21 protein-coding genes are annotated in these 23,057 nt (G+C 69.8%); 8 read left to right on the forward strand and 13 right to left on the reverse strand.

What is annotated here, in order from left to right; translation table 11 throughout:
- Positions 1 to 38: 38 nt before the first annotated feature.
- Positions 39 to 782 (reverse strand): hypothetical protein, encoded by a 744-nt coding sequence (locus D9V41_RS09735; protein ID WP_133434164.1) that lies wholly within the window; start codon positions 780 to 782, stop codon positions 39 to 41.
- Positions 775 to 1,131, reverse strand: coding sequence for a PadR family transcriptional regulator (locus D9V41_RS09740; RefSeq protein ID WP_208006812.1), 357 nt, complete (start codon positions 1,129 to 1,131; stop codon positions 775 to 777). Before D9V41_RS09740 ends, D9V41_RS09735 begins: the two co-directional genes overlap by 8 nt.
- 192 nt (positions 1,132 to 1,323) lie before the next feature.
- Here D9V41_RS09740 and D9V41_RS09745 point away from each other — a divergent pair, with 192 nt between their 5' ends.
- Positions 1,324 to 2,625: a DUF2079 domain-containing protein gene (locus D9V41_RS09745; RefSeq protein ID WP_166375984.1), complete on the forward strand. Its 1,302-nt coding sequence runs from the start codon at positions 1,324 to 1,326 to the stop codon at positions 2,623 to 2,625.
- Here D9V41_RS09745 and D9V41_RS09750 read toward each other — a convergent pair.
- Positions 2,622 to 3,866 carry a metal-dependent hydrolase family protein gene (locus tag D9V41_RS09750; RefSeq protein WP_166375985.1) on the reverse strand — a complete coding sequence of 415 codons (1,245 nt, stop codon included), beginning with the start codon at positions 3,864 to 3,866 and terminating at the stop codon, positions 2,622 to 2,624. The genes D9V41_RS09745 and D9V41_RS09750 overlap by 4 nt on opposite strands.
- A gap of 83 nt (positions 3,867 to 3,949) precedes the next feature.
- Between D9V41_RS09750 and D9V41_RS09755 the strand changes: the two genes are divergently transcribed.
- Together D9V41_RS09755 and D9V41_RS09760 are read left to right on the forward strand one after the other, a co-directional pair.
- Positions 3,950 to 4,798, forward strand: a complete 849-nt coding sequence (locus tag D9V41_RS09755) for a MurR/RpiR family transcriptional regulator (RefSeq protein WP_121794376.1) — start codon at positions 3,950 to 3,952, stop codon at positions 4,796 to 4,798.
- Positions 4,799 to 4,852: 54 nt separating this feature from the next.
- Positions 4,853 to 6,271, forward strand: coding sequence for a sodium:solute symporter family protein (locus D9V41_RS09760; RefSeq protein WP_121794377.1), 1,419 nt, complete (start codon positions 4,853 to 4,855; stop codon positions 6,269 to 6,271).
- 72 nt (positions 6,272 to 6,343) lie between these two features.
- Here D9V41_RS09760 and D9V41_RS09765 read toward each other — a convergent pair whose 3' ends face one another.
- Positions 6,344 to 7,729, reverse strand: a complete 1,386-nt coding sequence (locus D9V41_RS09765) for a class II fumarate hydratase (protein WP_121794378.1) — start codon at positions 7,727 to 7,729, stop codon at positions 6,344 to 6,346.
- Positions 7,730 to 7,913: 184 nt separating this feature from the next.
- Positions 7,914 to 11,327: a bifunctional proline dehydrogenase/L-glutamate gamma-semialdehyde dehydrogenase gene (locus D9V41_RS09770; protein ID WP_121794379.1), complete on the reverse strand. Its 3,414-nt coding sequence runs from the start codon at positions 11,325 to 11,327 to the stop codon at positions 7,914 to 7,916.
- Positions 11,328 to 11,408: 81 nt separating this feature from the next.
- On the opposite strand from D9V41_RS09770, the gene D9V41_RS09775 reads away from it, so the two are divergent.
- Complete coding sequence (locus tag D9V41_RS09775; RefSeq protein ID WP_121794380.1) at positions 11,409 to 12,338, forward strand: LysR substrate-binding domain-containing protein; 930 nt, start codon at positions 11,409 to 11,411, stop codon at positions 12,336 to 12,338.
- Here the strand turns inward: D9V41_RS09775 and D9V41_RS09780 are convergent.
- Together D9V41_RS09780 and glpX are read right to left on the reverse strand one after the other, a co-directional pair.
- Entirely contained in the window at positions 12,280 to 12,897 is a 618-nt protein-coding gene (locus tag D9V41_RS09780) for a spermidine synthase (protein ID WP_121794381.1), read from the reverse strand. The genes D9V41_RS09775 and D9V41_RS09780 overlap by 59 nt on opposite strands.
- Before the next feature lies 1 nt (position 12,898).
- Positions 12,899 to 13,906 carry a class II fructose-bisphosphatase gene (glpX, locus tag D9V41_RS09785; protein WP_424922798.1) on the reverse strand — a complete coding sequence of 336 codons (1,008 nt, stop codon included), beginning with the start codon at positions 13,904 to 13,906 and terminating at the stop codon, positions 12,899 to 12,901.
- A 67-nt stretch (positions 13,907 to 13,973) separates the two neighbouring features.
- On the opposite strand from glpX, the gene D9V41_RS09790 reads away from it, so the two are divergent.
- Entirely contained in the window at positions 13,974 to 14,519 is a 546-nt protein-coding gene (locus D9V41_RS09790) for a DUF4245 family protein (protein WP_121794383.1), read from the forward strand.
- On the opposite strand, the gene D9V41_RS09795 is transcribed toward D9V41_RS09790, so the two are convergent.
- Positions 14,459 to 14,701 carry an exodeoxyribonuclease VII small subunit gene (locus tag D9V41_RS09795; protein ID WP_121794384.1) on the reverse strand — a complete coding sequence of 81 codons (243 nt, stop codon included), beginning with the start codon at positions 14,699 to 14,701 and terminating at the stop codon, positions 14,459 to 14,461. The two genes, D9V41_RS09790 and D9V41_RS09795, sit on opposite strands and share 61 nt — an antisense overlap.
- Complete coding sequence (xseA, locus tag D9V41_RS09800) at positions 14,691 to 15,917, reverse strand: exodeoxyribonuclease VII large subunit (RefSeq protein ID WP_121794385.1); 1,227 nt, start codon at positions 15,915 to 15,917, stop codon at positions 14,691 to 14,693. The genes D9V41_RS09795 and xseA overlap by 11 nt, the downstream gene beginning before the upstream one ends.
- A 131-nt stretch (positions 15,918 to 16,048) precedes the next feature.
- On the opposite strand from xseA, the gene D9V41_RS09805 reads away from it, so the two are divergent.
- Complete coding sequence (locus D9V41_RS09805) at positions 16,049 to 17,035, forward strand: 4-hydroxy-3-methylbut-2-enyl diphosphate reductase (protein WP_121794386.1); 987 nt, start codon at positions 16,049 to 16,051, stop codon at positions 17,033 to 17,035.
- Between the two features lie 39 nt (positions 17,036 to 17,074).
- Here the strand turns inward: D9V41_RS09805 and D9V41_RS09810 are convergent, their stop codons facing one another.
- The 4 genes from D9V41_RS09810 to D9V41_RS09825 are packed head-to-tail and all read right to left on the reverse strand — an operon-like array spanning position 17,075 to position 20,768.
- Positions 17,075 to 17,509 (reverse strand): DUF6542 domain-containing protein, encoded by a 435-nt coding sequence (locus D9V41_RS09810; RefSeq protein ID WP_166375986.1) that lies wholly within the window; start codon positions 17,507 to 17,509, stop codon positions 17,075 to 17,077.
- A gap of 2 nt (positions 17,510 to 17,511) precedes the next feature.
- Complete coding sequence (locus D9V41_RS09815) at positions 17,512 to 18,576, reverse strand: DNA recombination protein RmuC (RefSeq protein WP_121794388.1); 1,065 nt, start codon at positions 18,574 to 18,576, stop codon at positions 17,512 to 17,514.
- Positions 18,577 to 18,615: 39 nt separating this feature from the next.
- Positions 18,616 to 19,743 (reverse strand): glycerate kinase, encoded by a 1,128-nt coding sequence (locus tag D9V41_RS09820; RefSeq protein WP_121794389.1) that lies wholly within the window; start codon positions 19,741 to 19,743, stop codon positions 18,616 to 18,618.
- Entirely contained in the window at positions 19,740 to 20,768 is a 1,029-nt protein-coding gene (locus D9V41_RS09825) for a LacI family DNA-binding transcriptional regulator (protein WP_121794390.1), read from the reverse strand. The genes D9V41_RS09820 and D9V41_RS09825 overlap by 4 nt, the downstream gene beginning before the upstream one ends.
- Positions 20,769 to 20,895: 127 nt before the next feature.
- Between D9V41_RS09825 and D9V41_RS09830 the strand changes: the two genes are divergently transcribed.
- On the forward strand, positions 20,896 to 22,167 hold the full coding sequence (locus D9V41_RS09830) for an amino acid ABC transporter substrate-binding protein (protein WP_243697222.1): 1,272 nt from the start codon (positions 20,896 to 20,898) through the stop codon (positions 22,165 to 22,167).
- A gap of 4 nt (positions 22,168 to 22,171) precedes the next feature.
- Positions 22,172 to 23,056 (forward strand): branched-chain amino acid ABC transporter permease, encoded by an 885-nt coding sequence (locus tag D9V41_RS09835; protein ID WP_121794391.1) that lies wholly within the window; start codon positions 22,172 to 22,174, stop codon positions 23,054 to 23,056.
- Position 23,057 lies beyond the last annotated feature (1 nt).

Below are 23,057 nucleotides of genomic sequence, written 5' to 3' on the forward strand. Positions count from 1 at the left end.
GCGTCGAGCCGCGGCGTGCTGGTGGGCCCGCGTCCGGTTCAACGCCAATTGAGCACGGCGATCACGACCGCGCCGATAGCGAGCCAGGCGACCGAGGAGAGCGACGTCCAGGGAATACGGCGGCGTGGCATCGCTCGTCCCTCGGGCATTTCGGGCGCCGTGATGGGGTCGTACGAGACGGCCGACCGCGTGCTGGCCTGCTCCGCGGCGATGCCGGCAGCAAGCACCAGCAAACCAACGCCGAGCACAGCACCGAACGGAAGCACGACGAGCGGAATCTCGATGAGGAGCACCGCGGCGACCGCACCTGCAGCCATCGCGGCGGCACCGCCGGCCACGACCGCCGAGAGGACGGGCCGCCGCACGACCACACCGATGGCACGATCGAGCACCAGCGCCAGTGCCACAAGGTTGAGGCAGAGCAGCACGAGCATCCCGGCCATGCCCCACGTTACGGTCACGGCGTCGCCGGCTGCCCACGCACCCACACCATTCAAAGTGAGCACGACGCCGACGAGCTGCACCGCGCTCGGTCCCAGAAGACGCACCCAGGACGTTTTCTCCGCTGGGCGATCAGCCGCGAACGCGCGCGCGTACGCGATGGGGTCTCCGAACGCTTGTCTGGCCGTCTCGCGGGCGTCGCGGCAGTGGGCGTTGGCCTCGGTCAGGGCGTCGCCGATCCGGTCGCCCGGCACATCGCGAAGCCGTGCCTCGAGGATGAACTGCTCCACCCAGGCGGGCTCCATGTCAGGTGCCAGTCGGGCTTCAAGTCCGTCAGTCATCGCGTTCCTCCGTCGTCGTCTCGAGCAGATGCGACCGCATCAGCGAGGCGAACCGCTCCCACCGCTCGGCCTGATCGTGCAGGGACCGACGGCCCTCTGCGGTCAGCTCGTAGTGCTTGCGGCCCGGGCCGCCCTCGCCCGCGCGCCACTCGGCCTCGACGAGACCGCCGTCCTCCAGGCGACCCAGGAGCGGGTACAGCGTGCCGCCCTTGACCGCCCCGAGTCCAGCCTCCTCGAGGCGGACGGCGATCGCGTAGCCGTAGCTGGCGCCTGCGTCGATGGCACGTAGCACAGCGATCGAGAGAACGGCCCGCAACCATTCCGCCGGCCACGCTCTCGCACTGTCCACCACTGCATCGTACCGTGATCTAGATAGCGTGGCTACCTAGTGGTCGTCTCCTGTCGGTACGGCGCTCGATGGCGAACGACTGGGGGCATCGCACAGCCTTTGGGGCCGATTCCGGGTCCAGGCGGACTCGTGCGACCACCCACCGGTCTTGTCGTTCTCGGCCGCTACGGTTGGGGCGCTATGGAACGCCGGATGCCCTGGGTCGTCGGGATCCTCACCGCCGTCGTGTACGCGGCGTTGTCGATCCTGCGTTTCCGCCGGTTCACCGTCACCTCCTGGGACAACGCGATCTTCGAGCAGGCGGTCGCCGCCTACTCGCGCTTCGAGGCACCGATCGTCCCGGTCAAGGGCCCGGGGTACCACATCCTGGGCGACCACTTCTCGCCCATCTATGCGGTGCTCGGCCCGGTGTACCGCGTATTTCCCTACGCGCAGACGCTGCTGGTCGCCCAGGCCGTACTCATCGCGATCTCCGCGGGCCTCATCACGGCGCTCGGCACGCGTTATCTCGGAGGCGTGGTGGGGTCGATCGTGGGCCTGCTCTACGCCGGGTCCTTCGGCGTGCAATCGGCCGTCGTGGCCGATTTCCACGAGGTGGCCTTCGCTTTGCCCTTCCTCGCGCTGGCGGGAGCCGCGTTTGTGGAGGCGCGCTACTCCCGGGTGCTCCTGTGGTCCCTGCCGCTGCTGCTGGTCAAGGAGGACATGGGGTTCACCGTCGCGGCGATCGGTGTCGCCCTGTGGCTGGCAGGGGAGCGGCGCCGCGGCCTCGCGCTTGCGATCGCCGGCGTGGTGGCCGTCGGCGTCGTCGTGGGACTCGTCATCCCCCACTTCAACTCCGGCGACACCTACGACTACACCGGCGCTCTGGGCGGCGAGTCCGGCGTGCTCGCGACGCTCGCCGCCGAGCCGCAGCGCAAGCTGCTGACGCTCGCCCTCACCTTCGCCATCACCGGGGTCGCGGCGCTGCTCTCACCGTGGGCAGTCGTGACGGTGCCGACCTTCGCCTGGCGCTTCGTCGGGGACAACCCGTACTACTGGGGCACCGAGTGGCACTACTCGCTCGTGCTCATGCCCATCGCCTTCGTCGCGATGATCGACGTGTTGGCTCGCCGCCGCCGACTCATCTGGCCGGCCACCGTGGCCGCGGTGGTGGTCACCGCGGTGACCTTCGTGGATTCCCCGCTGACCACGCTCGCGAAGGCCGAGACTTGGCAGGAATCGCCTCGCGCGGGGGCGGCCGAGGGGGCGATGGAGCACGTACCGGACGGTGCCTACGTGGAATCCGACCTGGGCCTGCTCACGCACCTGGTCACCGACCACCATGTGTACTGGCGGGGTACGGTCGGCGACGCTGTCCCGGACTACATCGTGTTCGACGCGATGTACTCCGAGGACGACGTCGTCGAGTACGGCCGACGCACCCACGGCACGACCTACACCGTCATCTTCGACGAGGGCGGCTATGTCGTGGCGCGGCGCGGCGGTGCGGGCTAAGCGGCAGGGGCGACCGCCTGGCGGCCACCCTTGAGCACGGCGGCGAGGGTGGTGGCGGGGTCCGCGAGAAGCGTGATGTCCTCGAGCGGGTTGCCCTCGACGACCAGGAGATCAGCGTGCGCCCCGGGGGCCACGACACCGAGCTCGCCCTCAGCCTGCAGGAGCCGGGCAGCCGTGGTCGTGGCGGAGCGGACGATCTGCTGCGGGGAAGCGACCTCGGCGCGGATGAGGAACTCGCGCGACTGGTGCTGCTGCATCCCGCCGAGCAGGTCCGTGCCGAAGACGACGTTCACGCCGCCGTCGGTAGCGAGTTTCAGGGCGCCCAGGCCGTAGGACAGCACGTCGTCGACCTTGCGCTGGCTGGCTGGCGGGAGACCGTGCTCGGAGCCCTCGGCCTTGAGCCGGTCGTAGGTCACCAGCGTGGGCACGAGGAAGGCGTCGTACTCGCGGAACAGCGGGATGCTCGTCTCGTCGATGAGGTTGCCGTGCTCGATCGAGCGCACGCCCAGCCGCAGTCCGCGGTTGACCGCGCGGGCCGTGTACGCGTGGCCGAGCACGTACCGGTTGGCGCCGGTCGCCTCCTCGACGATGGCGAGGATCTCCTCGTCGGAGAACTGCGTGGAGTCCACGCGGTCGGTCGGGGACGCCACCCCGCCGGACAGCATGACCTTCACGTGGTGCGCGCCAGTGCGCAACTGCGCCCGGGCCGCGCGGCGCACTTCGCTCACGCCGTCGCACACGATGCCGATGTGCGGGCAGCACGCATGGTCGTCGATCACCTGGGAGCCGGGCCCGCGGACGTCGCCGTGACCGCCGGTCTGCGAGAGCGCCTTACCGCCGAAGAAGAGCCGCGGCGCCACGAACAGGTCACGCTCGACGGCTTCGGCGAGACCGTAGTCCGCCCCGGCCGCGTCGCGGACCGAGGTGAAGCCGCGCAGCAGCATCTGGCCCATCAACTGCTGAGCCTGAGCCGCGACGAGGAAGGGAGACGTCTCGCCGAGGCGAGCGAGATCGGCCGTCGATGCGGTGACGTGCACGTGGGCGTCGATGAGGCCGGGCATCACGACCCGGCCGCCGGCGTCGAGTACCTCGTCATCGCGGGCGTCCACCTCGCCGGGCGCGGCGATGGCCGCGATGCGCCCCTCATGGAGGATGATGTCGCGAGGATCGCTCAGTGTCCCGTCCTCGGGGTCGAGGATCCTCGCCTGGGTGACAGCACGGAACTCGCGGGACAGGTACACAGGGCCTCCTGGCGATGTGGGATGGGTTGCGGTCACCGTAGCGCTGGTGCAACGTTTATTGCAAGAAGGTGGGAGGGCTCGCGATGGGCGACATCAGGCAATGGTTGGCCGATCTGGTCGGCGAACGCAGGGTCAGCCGCGGCACCCAAGCGGTGATCGCCGCGATCATCGCCGACCCGGAGGACAGCGCGTACGCGTCCGCCCAGGAACTCGCCAGACGAGCCGGAGTGAACGCTGCGACCGTGGTGCGCGCGGCGCAGCTCCTGGGCTTCACCGGTTGGCCCGACCTGTCGACCGAAGTCCGCAACCGGTACCTGTCGTCGCTCACCGTCGAGCGGGTCTATGACCTGTACTCCGCTGACGACGCGGACCCTGTCGGGCAGACCATCGGTCAGGATCTGCGGTTGCTGGAGACGATGGTGACGAGCCTGGACACCGCGGCCGTGCGAGCGGCCAGTGATGTCATCCGCACCTCCCGGCGAACCGTCGTTTTCACGACGGGTACGTATGCCGCGCCGGCACAACAGCTGGCTCACGTCGGCCAGATGCTGGGATACGACGTGATGCTCCAATCGGGCGCGTCCACCGCAATGCTCAACAGCGCGCGGCTGCTGGGGGAGGGCGACTGCTTCTTCACCTACAGCATCTGGAAGACGACGTCCTTGGTGCGGGAGTTGGCGGAAGTGGCCAAGCAGCGCGGCGCCACCGTGGTTGCCATCGCGGATCGCCGCTCGGCCGTCGCGGAACTGGCCGATGTGTTCATCGCCGTGCCGAGTGAGGGCCGTAGCTTCGTTCCCTCAATCACCTGCGCGGTGAGCGTCAGTCAGTCGATTCTGCGCCTGCTCGCCGATGCGGACCGAGCCGCGACCCGGTCCCGCCTACGTGAGCTGGATGACCTGTGGGAGCGGCTCGGCATCGTCGACGACGAGTAAGGCGTAACACAATTGTGACCCACTGCAACGTTCATTGCGTTTAGGGTGGGGGTCATGTCTGCGACCTACCTCACGCTCATGGTGCTCTACGGCGCCCTGATGATCGCTATCGCGCTGTGGTTCTCCCGCGCGGCGGTCATGAAAGACGGAGAGGACTTCGTCCTTGCCGGAAAGTCCCTGCCCGCCCCCATCCTCGCCGGCACGATGCTCGCGACGTTCGTCGGCAGCGGATCGATCATCGGCGGTGCCAACTTCGTCTACTCGTACGGGCCGATCCCCGGCATCTTCTTCTTCCTCGGCACGTTCGTCGGCATCCTGTGCCTCCTGGCCCTCGCGCCCAAGGTGCGAGCGAACGGATTCCGCACCGTCCCCGAGCTGTTTCAGGCCCGCTTCGGTCGAGCGACCCGCGTGGTGGGGACGGCCATGGTCCTGCTGGCGTTCGTCGGTATCACCGCGTACCAGTTCACCGGCGCGGGGAACATCCTCTCGCTTATCTTGCCCGTCTCCGCCGCCCAGGGGACGGTGATCGCCGCGGTGCTGATCACGCTCCTGACGCTGGCCGGCGGCTTGAAGTCCGTCGCGTGGACGGACTTCTACTCCGCGGCGCTGATCGTTCTCGGTCTTCTGGTGTGCCTGGTCTACGTCTTCACGCAGGATGTCGGCGGCATCGGCACCTACGTCGACCGCCTCGATCCGACGCTGCGCACGTTCACCGGGAGCCTGAGCCCTGTGCAGATGCTGGGCTACTTCCTGCCGTTGTTCCTGCTCATCCTCGGTGACCAGAACATGCACCAACGGCTGGCGGCGGCGAAGGACAGCGGCACCGCGACCAAGGCGACGATCATGTTCTTCGTGGGTGCGATCTTCATCATCGGGCCCATCATCTTGCTCGCGTCGTCGTCGAGCTTCCTGCTGCCCGACATCGAAGCGGACATGGCGATCCTCGGGCTCGCTGGGGCGGAGACGACGCCGGAACTGATCGGTGGCGTCGTCCTGGTGGCGGCCCTCGCGCTGATCATCACGACCGGCTCGTCGTACTTGCTCACCTGCTCGGGCAACTTCGTCTACGACCTCATCTTCGTCAACCGGCCCGAACGCGCCAATGAGCGGGCAGGCGTCATGGTGGGACGGACGTCGGTGCTCGCCATCGCTGTATTCGCGTACATCATGGTGCAGTTCTTCCCGTCGGTGCTGGAACTGCAGATGTACGCCTACACGATGTACGGCGCCGCGTTGACGCCGGTGATCCTGGCCGCGCTGTTCTGGAAGCGCGCGACCGCGGCCGGCGCCATCGCGACCATCCTCGTCGGTGGCGCGGTGACCGTGTTCTGGGAGGCCACCGGACGGTCGGCCGACGTGAACTCGGTGATCATCTCCCTGCCGGCGGCGATTGTGACGTTGGTGGTGGTCTCCCTGCTGACGCCGTCCCGGGTCCGCCCCGTCGGAGCGACGGCAGCAGCCGATCGGTGCTGATCCTGCGATAGACGCGAGGAGGGGCGCCGCCCGGCTGGACGGCGCCCCTCCTCACGTTGCGTGCGGATCAGCTCACGGGTGCGTCATGCTCATGACGTCCAGAGCGGTGTCGAGGTCGGCCTCGCTGATCTCGCCGCGCTCGACGTATCCCTCCTCGAGCACGACCTGACGGATCGTCTTGCGCTCCTTGACCGACTTCTTGGCGATCGCGGCCGCGTTCTCGTATCCGATGTAGCGGTTGAGCGGCGTGACGACCGAAGGGCTCGACTCGGCGTACTCCTTGCAGCGGTCGACGTTGGCGGTGATGCCGTCGATGCAGCGGTCCGCCAACTTGACCGAGGAGTTGGCGAGCAGGCGCATCGACTCCAGCAGGTTGCGGCCGATGACCGGGAGCATCACGTTCAGCTCGAACGAGCCGGATGCGCCCGCGAAGGCGATCGTCGCGTCGTTGCCGATGACCTGCGCGGCCACCATGAGGGTCGCCTCGGGGAGCACCGGGTTGACCTTGCCGGGCATGATGCTCGAGCCCGGCTGAAGGTCCGGCAGGTTGATCTCGGCCAGGCCGGTGCGCGGGCCCGAACCCATCCAGCGCAGGTCGTTGCAGACCTTGGTGAGACTCACCGCGATGGTCTTCAACGCACCGCTCATCTCGACGAGGCCGTCGCGGGCCCCCTGCGCCTCGAAGTGGTCGGTGGCCTCGGTGATCGGCAGGCCGGTGTCCTCGGCGAGGATCGCGATGACCCGCTGCGGGAAGCCCTGCGGCGTGTTGATGCCGGTGCCGACGGCCGTACCGCCGAGCGGCACCTCGGCGGTGGCCGGGAGAGCGGCTTCGACGCGGCGGATGCCCTTGCGGATCTGGGCCGCGTAGCCGGCGAACTCCTGACCGAGGGTGACGGGGGTGGCGTCCATGAGGTGGGTCCGGCCGGACTTCACGACGGTCGCGAACTCCTCGGCCTTGCGCTCCAGGCTGCCTGCCAGGTGATCGAGAGCTGGGACGAGCCGGCGCAGGGCCGACTCCGTCGCGGCGACGTGGATCGACGTCGGAAAGACGTCGTTGCTCGACTGCGAGGCGTTGACCTTGTCGTTCGGGTGCACCTCACGGCCCAGCGACTTCGAGGCGATCGTGGCGATGACCTCGTTCGTGTTCATGTTGCTCGACGTGCCCGAGCCGGTCTGGAAGACGTCGATCGGGAACTGGTCGTCGTGCTGGCCGGCCGCGACCTCGGCGGCGGCGGCCACGATGGCATCGGCCTCGTCCTGCTCGAGGATGCCGAGCTCGGCATTGGCGCGGGCACAGGCCGCCTTGATCTGCGCGAGGGCACGGATCTGGGCGGACTCGATCGGCGTTCCCGAGATCGGGAAGTTCTCGACGGCGCGCTGCGTCTGCGCGCGCCACAAGGCGTCGGCCGGGACCCGGACCTCGCCCATGGTGTCGTGCTCGATGCGGTATTCGGTCATGTCTCGCACCCTATCGTTGTCGGACCGTCTCATCGTTTCCGGTGGTGGCTGCAACGGGGCGCAGCGTATCCCTGAAACAGCAGTGCGCCGCCGGCCCGCGGTGAGCAGGTCGGCGGCGCACTCGGAGGCGGCGTGGCGGCGACAGGTCGCGAGAGGTTGACCGGCTGCCGCCGCCGGCCGCGGGTCACACGATCGCGTCGGTGAGGTGGTTCGGCGTGCCGAACCGGTGGGCGGTGATGCTGATCGCCTGCTCGAGCACGAACGGGAGCAGCTCGAGCCGGCCCGCCTCGGTCACCGGGTGGTCGTAGACCGCGATGTCCGGCCGGCCGTCCACGGCGCGCAGCACGTCGGAGGCCGAGCCGCCGACGAGGCGGACGCGCTGGGCCGGACCTGCGGCGAGGGCGCGTCGCCACGCGTCCTCGGTCAGCACCTCGAGCGAGAGCCCCGCACCCTCGAAGAGGGCGCTGTAGCGGCTGGTCGGCAGCGAAACCGTGACGGGCGCGCCCACGGCCACGGCGGCGGCAGCCACGCGCACCAGGTCGGCCACGTCGCCGTCTTCCTCGAGCCGGATGACCGCGGGGCAGGGAACGTAACGGAACACGTTGCGCTCCGCCCACAGGCCGCTGACGTCCTTGCGCACGCCGAACTCGGTCCGCAGGTTCGCCGCGTCGCTCTGGGTGGCGCGCGTGAGCCGCCCGCGGGCGTCCTCGTCGAGCGCGAGGATGCGTGCGGCCTCGTCGACGAACCGGGTCACGGCGGCGGCCGGGCGGTCCTCGACAGCCGCCTCGGCGCGCTCCCAGTCACCCAGGGCGACCAGGTAGTTCGGGCCGCCGGCCTTCGCGCCGGCACCCACGGCCGACTTCTTCCATCCGCCGAACGGCTGACGACGCACGATGGCGCCGGTGATGCCGCGGTTGACGTACGCGTTGCCGGCCTGGACCTTGTGCAGCCACAGGTCGATGTCGGCAGGGTCGAGCGAGTGCAGGCCGGCCGTCAGGCCGTAGTCGACCGCGTTCTGCAGCTCGATGGCCTCCTCGAGGGTCTCGGCGGTCATGATGCCCAGGATCGGGCCGAAGTACTCCGTCAGGTGGTACTCCGAACCGGGCTGAACGCCGTCGCGCACACCGGGGCTCCAGAGCCGGCCGGTCTCGTCCAGCTGTTCTGGACGCACCAGCCACGTCTCGTCCGGGCCGAGCTTGGTGAGGCCGCGCAGGAGCTTGCCCTGAGCGGGCTCGATGATCGGACCCATCTGCGCCGTCGGGTCCGACGGCCAGGCGACCTTGAGCGAGCGGACCGCGTCGAGGAGCTGGCGGCGGAAGCGCGGCGAGGTCGCCACGGAACCGACGAGGATCACCAGTGATGCGGCGGAGCACTTCTGCCCGGCGTGGCCGAAGGCCGAGTAAACGACGTCCTTGACGGCGAGGTCGAGGTCCGCGCTCGGGGTGACGATGATGGCGTTCTTGCCACTTGTCTCGGCGAACAGCGGCAGGTCGGGGCGGAAGCTGCGGAACAGCTCGGCGGTCTCGAACGCGCCGGTCAAGATGAGCCGGTCGACGCGCTCGTCGGCGATGAGCTGACGGCCGAGCTGGTCCTCGCCGACGTTCACGAGGCGCAGCACGTCCTCGGGAACCCCGGCCTCCCACAGCGCCTTGACCATGATCGCGCCGCAGCGGCGAGCCTGCGGGGCGGGCTTGATGATCACCGAGGACCCGGCGGCGAGCGCGGCGAGCGTGGAGCCCGCCGGGATGGCGACCGGGAAGTTCCACGGCGGCACCGCGAGCGTCAGTTTGACCGGCTGGAAGCGAGCGCCGTCGACCTCGTCGAGCTCACGGGCGAGTTCGGCGTAGTGCAGGGCGAAGTCGATCGCCTCGGTGACCTCGGGGTCGGCCTGGTCCAGCGTCTTGCCGCACTCGGAGGCCATGACCTCGAGCAATTCACCGCGGTGCTTCTCCAGGCTGTGCGCCGCGCGGACGAGGATCTCGGCGCGGTCGGCTCCCGTCAACGCGCCCCAGGACGGGGCGGCGGCGACCGCGCCGGCGATCTGGTCCTCCAGATCGCGCGGGTGCGCGACGGTGTGCCGCTCGACGAGATCGTCGCCCAGCGTCGAGTCGGGGACGCGGGCGAGGATGGCCCGGGCCCACTCGCGGTTGCCCGGCAGTGCCGGGTCGGTGTCGGCCGCGTTGGCGAACTCGGAGGGGTACGGCTCGGGCTCGGCACGACGGTCCTGACCGCGGTTGGGCTGCGGAGCGTCGGTGAACATGAGGCCCAGCGAGGTGCGGAACCGCTCCTCCTCACGGCGGAACAGGTCCTCGTTGGCCGAGAGCTCGAACACCGCCGACATGAAGTTGTCCTGGCTCGCCCCCTCCTCGAGGCGGCGGATCAGGTAGGCGATCGCGACGTCGAACTCGTCGGGGTGCACGACCGGCGTGTACAGCAGCAGTTCGCCGACCTCCCGGCGCACCGCCGCGGCTTGCCCGGGAGCCATGCCGAGCAACATCTCGAACTCGACGCCGCGGCGGACGTCGCGCTCGCCGGCGAGCAACCAGGCCCAGGCCAGATCGAACAGGTTGTGTCCGGCCACGCCGATGCGTACGTTGTCGATGCGGTCCGGGTGCAGGGCGTAGTCGATGACGCTCTTGTAGCTGGCGTCGGACTCGGCCTTGCTCGACCAGGTGGCGAGGGGCCAACCGTGCACGGTGGCCTCGACGCGCTCCATCGGGAGGTTGGCGCCCTTGACGACGCGCACCTTGATCGGCGCGCCGCCGCGGGCGACGCGCTTGGCCGACCACTCCTGCAGGTGCTGCATGGCACCGAGCGCGTCGGGCAGATACGCCTGGAGGACGATGCCGGCCTCCAGGTTCTCGAACTCGGGAAGGTCCAGGATGCGGGTGAAGACCGCGATCGTCAGGTCGAGATCGTGGTACTCCTCCATGTCCAGGTTGATGAACTTGGGGTGCGGCGACTGGGCGGCGCGCCGGTACAGCGGCACCAGGCTCTCGACGATGTGCTCGACGGCCTCGTCGAAGGCCCAGCGGTTGTGCGGAGCGACCGTCGAGGAGACCTTGATGGAGACGTAGTCGACATCCTCGCGGGCCAGCAGGCGGTGCGTGCCCTCGAGTCGCTTGGCGGCCTCCTGCTCACCGAGCACGGCCTCGCCGAGCAGGTTCATGTTCAGTCGCGTCCCGGGCTTGCGGATCTTGGCGATCGCAGCCCCGAGCTGGTCGTCGCGGGCGTCGATGATGAGGTGGCCGAGCATCTGCCGCAGCACGCGCCGGACGATCGGGATGACGAGGCGCGGGGCGACGCGTCCACCGATAGCGCCGAGCTTGACGGCGACCTTGAGGTACCAGGGCAGGAAGTCGGGTACGTCGCGGGCGAGCTCGGCGAAGCGCCGAGCCGCGATCCGCGGATCCTCGGGACGGATGACGCCGTCGATGAAGCCGACCGTGAAGTCGAGACCCTGGGGGTCCTTGAGCAGCCCGGCGAGCTGGGCGGCGGAGCGGTCGACCGGTTCGGACTCGGCGTCGCGCAGCCAGCGGCGCACGAGTGCGACGGCGTCGTCGGCTAGGGATTCGGGGATCGGAAGCGGGGCGGACATGACACCAGTATGGAAACGCCGAACGTTCGGGTAAAGTGACGTTTTCTTACGCTTATCGTTCGGTGTTCTTGAAGGTTTCCCATGCTCGAAGTGCGTCGCCTCAGCCTCCTGCGCGAACTCCACCACCGCGGCACGATCGCCCGGGTTGCGGCGGCGCTCCACCAGAGCCCGTCGTCGGTGTCCCAGCAGCTGAGCCAGCTGGAGCGCGACGTCGGCGTGCCCCTGCTGCGCAAAGCCGGCCGACGCCTCCAACTGACTCCGCAGGCGGAGATCCTCGTCGGTCATACGGCGGCGATCCTCGCCCGGCTCGAGCAGGCGGAGACGGAGCTGGAGGAGTCGCTCGACGCCGCGATCGGCACGGTGCGGATCGGCATCTTCCAGTCTGCCGCGCTCGCCCTGATGCCCCGGACGCTGCTCTCGCTGCGGACCAGCCACCCGCTCATCCGGGTCGAGATGCACCAACGCGAACCCGAGACGGCGCTCGGCGCCACGTCGATCGGCGACTTCGACCTCGTGGTCGCCGAGCAGTATCCGGGCCATGCCGCCCCCTGGCACGCCGAGCTGGATCGCGTCGGACTCATCGCCGATCGCATCCGGTTGGCGACGCCGCTCCGCGGCCCGCTGTCGCAGATCCGCTCGATCGCCGATGCCGCCACCGCACCGTGGACCATGGAGCCCGACGACGTCGCCTCCCGGCACTGGGCGGAGCAGGCCTGCCGTCAGTCCGGATTCGAACCCGACGTGCGCTACGAGACACCGGACCTGCAAGCCCAGATCGATCTCGTGGAGTCTGGGCTGGCGGTCGCCCTCATCCCGGACCTGCTGTGGCTCGGCCGCCGCGCCGACGTGAAGCTGCACGATCTCGAGGGCAACCCGCGGCGGCAGGTGTTCACCGCGACGCGTCCGTCGATCGCCCAGAGCCCGGCCATCGTCGCCTGCCGCGAGACGCTGGTCAGCGTGGCCGCGAGCCTCGAAGCACCCAGTACGACTCCCGGCGCTCCTGCAGCCTGACCGGCACCTCGTAGGCCTCCACCTCGTGGAAGCTCGCCGCCAGGACGTTGCGGACACCGGGAGAGTCGGCCATCGACCACACGCACAGGTGTCCCTCGGGGCGCAGCCGCGCGGCGCACGTCGCCACGAAGTCCTCCTCGTAGACGCCGGCGTTCTGCTCGTAGACGAGAAAGTCCGGCCCGTTGTCGACGTCCAGCACGATCGCATCCAGCGAGCCAGGTGGCTGCGCGGCGACGATCTCGCGCACATCGCCGATGACGACGTGCGACCGCTCGTCGGCCAGCAGCGCGGGGCCGCCGGGAACCGTGCCGTCGGACAGCCACGTGACCAGGGCGGGTTCGATCTCCGCCACGACGACCCGTTCGGCGCCCCCGTCGAGCAGTTCGCGCAGGGTGAAGCCGAGACCGAGCCCGCCGACCAGCACCTCACGGGCACCGAGGCCGAGCACGACGCGGGCGAGGAGCCGTTCTGACTCCGTCTCGGCGTCGTCCATCACGAACACGCCGTTGACCCGCAGCTCCAGCGCGCCGTCGGGGCGCCGGCGCAGCTGCGCGGTCATCTCACCCGTCGTAGTCGACGGCGGAGTACGCCCGCAGCTTGTGCAGTCGGTGCTCGCTGTAGATCTTGCGGATCGTGCCCGACCGCGAACGCATGACGATCGACTCGGTGAACGCCAGGCCACTGCCGTATCGGACACCCCGCATGAGTTCACCGTCGGTGATGCCGGTGGCTACGAAGAAACAGTCGTCGGCGCTCACCAGGTCGTCGGTGAGCAGGATGCGGTCGAGATCGTGCCCGGCGTCGAGCGCCTGCTGGCGCTCTTCGTCGTCCTTGGGCGCGAGGCGGCCCTGGATGACGCCGCCGATCGCCTTCATCGCGCACGCGGTGATGATGCCCTCGGGCGTTCCGCCGGTGCCCACGAGCAGATCGACGCCCGTGCCGGGGCGGGCGGCGGTGATCGCCCCCGCCACGTCGCCGTCGAGGATGAACTTGATGCGAGCGCCGGTGGCCCGGATCTCCTCGACGAGGTGCTCATGCCGGGGTCGGTCGAGCACGCAGACCGTGACGTCGGCGTTCGAGACGCCCTTGGCTTTCGCGACGATCGAGATGTTCTCGGCCACCGGCAGACGGATGTCGACCTGGTCGGCCGCCTCGGGACCGGCGACGAGCTTCTCCATGTAGAAGACGGCCGACGGGTCGTACATCGCGCCGCGGGGAGCGACCGCCATGACCGAGATGGCGTTCGGCAGGCTCTTGGCGGTGAGCGTGGTGCCGTCGATCGGGTCGACGGCGACGTCGCACTCGGGGCCGCTGCCGTCGCCGACGCGCTCGCCGTTGTACAGCATCGGGGCAGCGTCCTTCTCGCCTTCGCCGATCACGACGATGCCGTCCATCGCGACGGTGCTGATCAGGGAGCGCATGGCGTTGACGGCGACACCGTCGGCGCCGTTCTTGTCGCCGCGGCCCACCCATCGGCCGGCGGCCAGGGCGCCGGCCTCGGTCACACGGACCAGGTCGAGCGCGAGGTTACGGTCAGGGGCGTCGGCTGCAGGCTTCAGGCTCTCCACATCCGGCATCCTAGCGGTGTCCGGAGCTGGCCGCCGAGGCTCTGGGGCGGCCCCCTATCGTGGCGGTATGAGCAACTACGGCGGCGCGAACGCCAAGATGAGCGACGTTCTGCGTACGGTCCTGGTGCTCGCGGCCGGAGTGCTCGCCGTCTTCTTTCTCGGTCGGGTCTTCTTCACGGTCGAGCCGGATCACCCGGTGTCGGCGGTCGATTACCGGGAGGCGGCGTCGGCGGTCGAGTCCGCGGCCGGCTTCGACCCCTTCGTGCCCGAGCGGCTTCCCGACGGGTGGATCTCCAATTCCGCACGTATCGACGCGGGTACGTGGGAGATGGGGGTCGTGACCGACGACGATCAGTTCATCGGCATCCGGCAGTTGCGCGACGGCGACGGGGAGGCCTTCGGGCGCGCCGTCGAGGACGGCACGGATCGGATCACGGTGCAAGGACGCGAGTGGCACGCCGGCGAGACGCGCGACGAGCTCGTGTACGCGCTGACCGACGGCGACATCACGACCGTGGTGCGCTCGACCGCCTCACCGGAGGTCACCGAGGACTACCTGGCGTCGCTCGTGCCGTTCTCCACGCTGTCGCCCGAGGCCGCCGCGAGTCGCTGACGGGCGCCGTCGAGCCAGGTCTGGCAGATCGTGGCCAGCTCCTCGCCCCGCTCCCACAAGGCCAGCGATTCCTCGAGCGAGGTTCCGCCGGTTTCGAGCCGTTGCACGATCGAGATCAACTCGTCGCGCGCCTGCTCGTAGCTCAGTTCCGGACCCGTGCCCGGTAGCGCGTCAGTCGTCATGGTGGTGCTCCTCGATGTGCTCGACGCGGGCGGTGAGTAGCCCGTCGGTCAGGTGAATCTGAAGGTCGTCGCCGCTGCGGACCTGCTCGGTGCGGACGACAGGATGCCCGCCGGGGCCGAGGACGACCGCATAACCGCGTTGCAGGGTGTTGAGCGGCGAGAGCGCGCGGACGCGCGCGAGGTGGTGTCCGATCTCGTCATGGGCACGGTCGAGCCGCGCGGTGAGCGCTCGCCGCGCCCGATCACGGTGGTGATCGACGAGGTCCTGCTGCATCTCCACGACGGTGGTGGGGGTGGCGAGGACGGGACGGCTGCGCAGCGCATCGAGTCCGTGTTGCTCGCGATCGAGTGCCGTACGCAGGGCGTGGCGCACCCGAGAGCGCATCTGTCCCACGGCGGCGATCTCCTCGCGGACGTCGGGAACGATGCGTTTGGCCGCGTCGGTGGGCGTGGAGGCGCGAAGGTCGGCGACGAGGTCGAGGATCGGCGTGTCGGGCTCGTGTCCGATCGCGCTGACCACGGGGGTGGTGGCGGCGTGGACCGCCCGGATGAGCGCCTCGTCGGAGAACGGGAGAAGGTCCTCGATACTCCCGCCGCCGCGCGCGATGACGATGACGTCGACCTCGTCGTCATCGTCGAGGAGGCGCAGCTCGGTGATGACCTGCCCGGCGCACTGGCCGCCCTGCATGAGCGCGTGGCGCACGTGCAGGGCGGCGCCGGGCCAGCGCAGCCGGACGTTCTCGATGACATCGCGCTCGGCCGCGGAGTCCTTGCCGGTGATGAGCCCGATGCCGCGGGGGAGTGCGGGCAAGGGGCGTTTGAGCCGAGGATCGAAGAGGCCCTCTGCGGCGAGCAGCTGCTTACGACGCTCGAGCTGGGCGAGGAGTTCGCCTTCGCCCGCCGGGCGGATCTCGCGGATGGCGAGAGACAGGCGTCCGCTGGGCTGGTAGAAGTCCGGTTTGGCGTGCACGACGACCCGCGCGCCCTCGGTGACCGGGGAGGGCGAGGCATCGAGCACCGATGCGTGGCACGTGGCGGAGATGCTCAGTGAGGCCTCGAGGTCGCGCAGGGTCAGAAAACACACGCCGCGACGCCGATTCAGCTGGGCGATCTCGGCTTCGACCCACACGGCTCCGAGCCGGGCGACGTAGCCGCCGATCAGTCCGGAGATCTGCCGCAGGGGCGCGGGAGAGTCCGGGCTCGTCTCGAGAGGCATGCGTCCACCCTAGGCGCAGGGTCCCCCGTTCCCGCAGAGAGCAGGACGCCGTGTGGAGCGCGCTTCTCCGCGCCGCCGCCCTCTCGCATCGGACCCCGACGGGGGTTTCCCGATTCGTTACGATGGCCACCATGACGTCCTCGGTCGAACTCGGCATGCCCACGGTCGGCGGCTCGGTGCTGCTGGCCGATCCACGCGGCTACTGCGCGGGCGTCGACCGCGCGGTGATCACCGTCGAGAAGGCGCTCGACCTGTACGGCGCTCCGGTGTACGTCCGCAAGCAGATCGTGCACAACAAGCACGTCGTGCAGAACCTCGCGGCCCGTGGCGCCATCTTCGTCGAGGAGCTCGACGAGGTCCCCGAGGGCTCCACCGTCGTGTTCTCGGCGCACGGTGTCTCGCCCGCGGTGCACGCCCAGGCCGCCGAGCGGCAGCTCAAGACCATCGACGCCACCTGCCCGCTGGTCACCAAGGTCCACCACGAGGCGAAGCGCTTCGCCAAGGAGGACTACCGCATCCTGCTGATCGGGCACGCCGGCCACGAGGAGGTCGAGGGGACCGCCGGTGAGGCTCCCGAGCACATCACCCTCGTCGAGCACCCCGACGACGTCGACGCCCTCGAGTTCCCCGAGGGCACGCGCCTGTCCTGGCTGTCGCAGACCACGCTGAGCGTCGACGAGACGATGGAGACGGTGCGCCGCCTGCGCGAGAAGTTCCCGCAGCTGGAGGACCCGCCGAGCGACGACATCTGCTACGCCACCCAGAACCGTCAGGTCGCGGTCAAGGAGATCGCCAAGGACGCCGACCTCGTGATCGTCGTGGGATCGGCCAATTCCTCCAACTCGGTCCGCCTCGTGGAGGTCGCGCTCGAAGCCGGGGCCAGCGCCTCGTACCGGATCGACGACGTCAGCGAGATCGACGACGCGTGGCTCGAAGGCGTCTCGGTCGTCGGCGTCACGTCCGGCGCCTCGGTTCCCGACGACCTCGTGCAGGACGTCCTCGCCTACCTCGCCGAGCGCGGTATCGGCGACGCCCGCGCCATCCGCACCGCCGAGGAGTCGCTGATGTTCGCGCTGCCGCCGGAGCTTCGCCGCGACCTCAAGTCCGCCGGCCAGTAACCGCGGGTCTCCCCGTCACGGGACGGGGTGTTGCGTCGGTCAGCGCCGTGGGGACGAGGCCGGCTCCCTCAACACGCGCACGACGATCGCGCCGAGGGCGAGCGCGTGGCCGATCAGCAGCGGGACCCCGAACTCGATCGTTCCCGAGAGGGTCCGACCGAGGACACCGGCGGAGGCCGGCAGGCCCTCGATCACCAGGGCCGAATCGAAGAACGCCGACACCGCGAGCATGACCGCGACGAACAACAGCGGCGGGAACACGCCGGCGGTGAAGAAGGCATCGGACCGCACCGCGACGGGCACCGTGGCGACGACGAGGACGAAGCCCACGCTGAAGGCGAGGCCGAGCCGCCCGTCGGCCAGATCGAGCGCCGTGACGACGAGCATGGCGGCCACGGCCAGCACGACGGCCTGCCGGGCGGTCAGATCGTGACTCGCCAGGTTGCGTGGTGCGCGCCACAGCGCCGAGGACATGATCATGACGTTAGTCGATCCGTGAGCTCGGGAGCCGTCATCGCCCGGGGTGTCGTGTCGACCAGCCGCGGCATCTCGAGTGGCTGGTCGCTGACCTGCAGGTCCTGGAGCCGTCGAGCGCTGACGAGGACGCGGGACTCGACGGACGCGACGGTGTCGTTGTAGGCGCCTACCGCCCGCTCCAGCGCAGCGCCGAGCCGGTCGACGTGCCCCGAGACGGTACCGATGCGCTCGTACAACTCCCGCGCCGCTCGGTGGATCTCGCGCGCGTTCTCGGCGAGCTTCTCCTGGGTCCAGGCGAAGGCGACGGTACGCAGCAGGGCGATGAGCGTGGTGGGCGTGGCCAGTACGACCTGCTTGGCGGCCGCGTACTCCAGCAATGCCGGATCGGTCTCCAATGCCGCGGACAGGAACGACTCGCCGGGCACGAAGAGCACGACGAACTCCGGTGCGGAGTCGAACTGCCGCCAATAGGTCTTGGCGGCGAGCTGATCGACATGGGTGCGCAGTTGCCGGGTGTGCCGCCGCAGGTGCGCGGCAGCCTCGTCGTCGTCCTCGGCCTGGGCGACGTCGAGGTACGCGTCGAGGGGCACCTTGGCGTCGACGACCACGGACTTGCCGCCGGCGAGCCGTACGACCATGTCCGGACGCAGGACGGTGTCGTCGTGGCGGGTGGAGACCTGGAGGTCGAAGTCGCAGTGCTCGAGCATGCCGGCGAGTTCGGCCGTGCGCTTGAGGTGCAACTCTCCCCAGCGACCGCGGACCTGCGGTCGGCGCAGGGCCGACGCAAGTGAAGCCGTCTCGCGCCGGAGTTGGTCGCTGGTGAGCCGGACGGACTCCACCTGCTCTCGCAGCTGCGCCTGCCAGGCCACCCGCTGCGACTCCAGGTCACGAAGGCGCGCGTCGAAGCGGTCCAAGCTGGCCGCGACCGGTTCGACGGCGCGATGAGCCGCGTCGAACTCCTGCGCGGTGGCGGCCGGACGACGGCGTGCCCCGGCGACGTGGCCGAGCGCGAAGCCGGCCAGCAGGGCGAGAACGGCGACGAGCAGCAAGGTCAGAGCGTCCATGACTTCACTGTCGCGCGGCCCACTGACAATGCGCGGGTGTCAGGACAGGCGGGCGGCGAGCCGCTGGCCGAGGCGTTCGAGCAGCGCGGCCGCGTCGCGCATACTGCGGGCCGGGTCGGGCTCGAGCGAACTGAGCGCCAGCACGTCGTGGAAACCGGCCGCGACCCACTGCGTCTCGTCGACCTCGCAGCGCCCGCACACCGCGACGGTGGGGACGCCGAACCGGCGGGCGGCGGCTGCCACCCCGGCGGGGGCCTTGCCGCCCAGCGTCTGCTCGTCGAGCGAGCCCTCGCCCGTGACCACGAGGTCGACGTGTTCGAGATGCTGATCCAGATCGACGATCTCCAGGACGAGGTCGATGCCCGAACGAGCGACGGCGCCGAGCACCGTGAGCGCGGCGAAACCGACGCCGCCGGCGGCACCGGCCCCGGGCACGTCGCGGGCGTCGTTGCCGGCGGTGACGGCGAGGACGTCCGCCCAGTGCCGGAGTCCGCGCTCGAGGAACGCCACGTCGCTGGGGGAAGCTCCCTTCTGCGGTGCGAACACGGCCGCGGCTCCGCGTGGGCCGACGAGCGGGTTGTCGACGTCGCTCGCCACCACGAACTCCACCTCACGGCAGCGCGGGTGCAGGCCCGTGAGGTCGGCCGCGGCGACGTCGGCGAGGTGCCTGCCGCTCGGTTCGAGCGGATGCCCATCGGCGTCCCGCAGGACGGCGCCGAGCGCGACGAGGAGGCCGGCCCCGCCGTCGGTGCTCGCGCTGCCGCCGAGCCCCATGACGATCCGGTCGGCTTTCGCGTCCAGCGCGTCGCGCACGACGTCGCCGAGGCCTCGGCTGGACGCGTCGAGCGGGGCGAGCGGCCCGCTGAGGCGGTTGAGTCCGCAAGCGTCAGCGAGTTCGACCACGGCGGTGCCGTCGCGGTGCGCCCACGACGCCGTGACGGCCTCGCCAGTCGGCCCGGTGGCGCTGACCGTGCGCCGCTCGTATCCGGCGGCGACGAGCGCGTCGACGGTGCCGTCCCCGCCGTCGGCGATCGGCTGGCGGACCACGTCGACCCCGGGACGGACCTCACGCAGCCCGCGTTCCAGCGCCGCCGCGACGCCCTCGGCGTCGAGGGACCCTTTGAACTTGTCGGGCGCGAGCAGGACGGCCGGTCGGCGGTGGGTCATGAACGCGGGGCTCCCGTCGAATCGCGGACCACGAGTTCGTGGCCGGTGGTGCGGCGCCGGGCACGGGCGGCCGGCTCCTGCAGGGTGAGCGACAGCGCGATCTCACCGAGGGTGGTCATCGGAAGACGCACCGTCGTCAGCGACGGTGCGAGATCCTGCGCGACGCCGATGTCGTCGAAGCCCGCGACGGAGACGTCCCCGGGAACGTCGACGCCGGCGGCCCGCAGGGAGGAGAGAACGCCGATCGCCATGTCGTCGTTGAGCGCGAGGATCGCCGTCACGTCCGGATGCTCGTCGAGGACGCGTCGGGCGGCCTCCTTGCCGCCGCGGCGGGTGAACTCGGCCTCGATGACCGGAACCGAGGACGGGTCCAGCCCGTGCTCGGTGAGGGTCTCCATGGCACCGGCAAGGCGATCGGCCACGGTGGTGAGCAGCCGCGAACCGGCGACGATCGCCAGTCGCCGGTGGCCCAAGGTCAGCAGGTGGTCGACGACCGAGCGTGCGCCATCGCGGTTGTCGGGCAGCACGGCGTCCGCGCTCAGGTGGTGGCGACCGATGACGGCCACCCGTCCTCCGGTCGCGCGGTAGTCGTCGAGCGCACGGCGGGTCTCCCGCTGGAATGCGGCGTCGACGAAACCGGAGCCGGCGATGATGATGCGACCGACGCGGTTGGCCGCAAGCGCCCGGATCTGCGCGACTTCGCGGTCCGGATCGCGGCCGGTGTGGCAGACCTGCACCGTGAGCCCCTCCCGGTCGCCGATGCGCATGACGCCGGTGGCGATCTCGGCGAAGTAGGGGTCGCTGATCTCGTGGACGACGAGGCCGACCGACGGGGTGGAACCACCGGCGAGGGAGCGGGCGTGCGGGTTCGCGACGTAGCCCATCTCACGGGCGACCTCGCGGACGCGTTCGGCGAGGCCGCTGCTGACGCCGTCGCGTCCGGAGAGGGCCCGCGAGGCCGTGGCGAGTGACACGCCGGCGCGCTCGGCGACGTCCTGCAGGCGCAACGCGCGCTGAGCTCGCATCGGCTCACCTCATCCCGTTCGATTCCACTGTGACCCTTGACACACTCCCGGGGTCCGGGACTACTTTAGCGCAAGCGCTTACGAAAGCGCTTTCGAGCACAGCAGCGACGATGCGCGAGGAGTAGACATGATGGGTCACGAGCGGCGAGAAGGGCGCGACCTCCGCGTCGGCGGAGCCTGGAGGCGAGGGGCGTCGGCGGTCGTCGCCGGCGTGGCCGCGCTGACGCTCGCCGGCTGTCTGAGCAGCGGCAACGCGGGCGGAGGGGAGTCCGACGAGGACGGACCGATCCAGATCGGCATCTCACTGCCGCTGACCGGTGACTTCTCCGAGCCCGGCAAGGGCGTGCAGCGCGGGTACGAGGCGTGGGCCGCGTACGTGAACGAGAACGGCGGCCTGCTCGGACGCGACGTCGAGCTCAAGATCCTCGACGACCAGTCCAACGCCGATCGCGTCGCCTCCGACTACGAGAAGCTCATCAACCAGGACGGCGTCGACCTCGTCTTCGGGCCGTTCTCGACCCGCCTCGTGGTCCCGGCCGCGCAGGTCGCCCAGGACTACGGCTTCCTGTTCGTCGAGCCCGCGGGTGCCGCCGAGGAGATCTTCACCCAGGGGTTCGACAACCTCTTCTACGCCGCGCCGGCGGTGGCGCAGGACCACTACGACTATCTCGCGGACTACATCGAACAGATGCCCGAGGACGAGCGTCCGAAGACCGCGGCCTACGCCGCGATGGACGACCCCTTCGCTCAGGGCACCGCGTACGGCCTGAAGGACCGCCTCGAACAGATGGGCGTCGAGACCGTCGTCGACGAGGTCTACCCGCCGAACACGACGGACTTCAGCTCGATCGCCAACAAGATCTCGGACTCGAACGCCGACATCCTGGTGGGCGGCACGCAGTACCAGGACGCGGTCAACCTCATCGTCGCCGTGCGCCAACTCGGATACCAGCCGCGCATGGCGGCGTTCTCGACCGCGCCGACGAACCCGGAGTTCCCCGAGGCGATCGGCGATCAGACCGAGGGCATCATCTCGCCGACGGGCTACACGCCCGAGGCGTCGTGGGAGACGAATGCCGAGTTCGTCGAGTTCTACACCGAGATGCACGGCACCCCGCCGAACGAGGACGAAGCGAACGCCTGGACCACCGGTCAGGTCGTCGCGGCAGCGGTCGAGGCGGTCGAATGCGCCGACGCCTCACCCGAATGCCAGCAGTCGCTCATCGACTGGCTGCGCGAGAACGAGGTGCAGACCGTCGTCGGCCCGCTGTCCTGGGACGAGGCCGGACGCCCCCAGGGCGCCCACCTGATCCAGCAGTACGTCGACGGCGAGATCAAGATCGTCCTGCCCGAGGAAGCGGCCGAGGCCGACTTCATCGCCGAGAAGCCGGCCTGGTGATCCGATGAGTGGTTCCCTGATCCTCCAGAGCGTCGTGCTCGGCGTGTTGCTGGGCGGGCTCTACGCCCTCCTGGCCGCCGGACTCACGCTGTACTTCGGGGTCATGCGCGTCGTGATGATCGCCCACTCGGCGTTCCTGATCCTCGCCGCCTACCTCGCCTGGTACTTCACCAGCCAGACCGGGCTCGACCCGCTGTTCTCGCTCATCATCACCGTGCCCTTGTTCTTCATCGCGGGCGTGCTGATGCAGCGCTTGCTGATCTCCCGATTGCGCCCGGCGACCCTGACGATGATGTCGGTGCTGCTGACCTTCTCGATCGCGCTCATCATCGAGGGGATGCTCGGGTTCGTCTTCACCGGCACCCAGCGCCGCATCCGGCTGCCGTACTCGGGCACCAGCTTCGAGATCTTCGGGGCGAACGTCGCGGTGGTGAAGCTCATCGCGTTCGTGCTCGCCGCCGCGTCCCTGCTGGCGCTGTACCTGATCATGAAGCGCACGCGGTTCGGACAGGCGCTGCGAGCGACGATCCAGCACCCGGAGGCCGCGCGTCTCGTGGGGGTCAACACCGACCGGGTGGCGGGGTACGGCTTCGGTCTCGGCCTCGCCACGGCGGCCGTCGGCGGAACCGCGCTCGCGCTGGACTCCACCATCTACCCCTCGCTGCACTGGCACTGGATCGGCCCGCTCATGGCGATCATCGTCGTCGGCGGCCTCGGCTCCATCCCCGGTGCCGCGATCGCGGCGATGGTCCTCGGCATCGGTCAGGCGCTGCTGCAACTGCCACTCGGCACCACCTGGGCGCAGACCGTCTTCTACGTCGCACTCTTCGCGACGCTGATGCTGCGTCCCCAAGGATTCATCGGAGGTCGTCTTGCCCAGAGGTTCTGAC

Origin of the sequence: Aeromicrobium phragmitis, from assembly GCF_003674095.1 — a bacterium.
Taxonomy (GTDB): Bacteria; Actinomycetota; Actinomycetes; order Propionibacteriales; family Nocardioidaceae; genus Aeromicrobium; species Aeromicrobium phragmitis.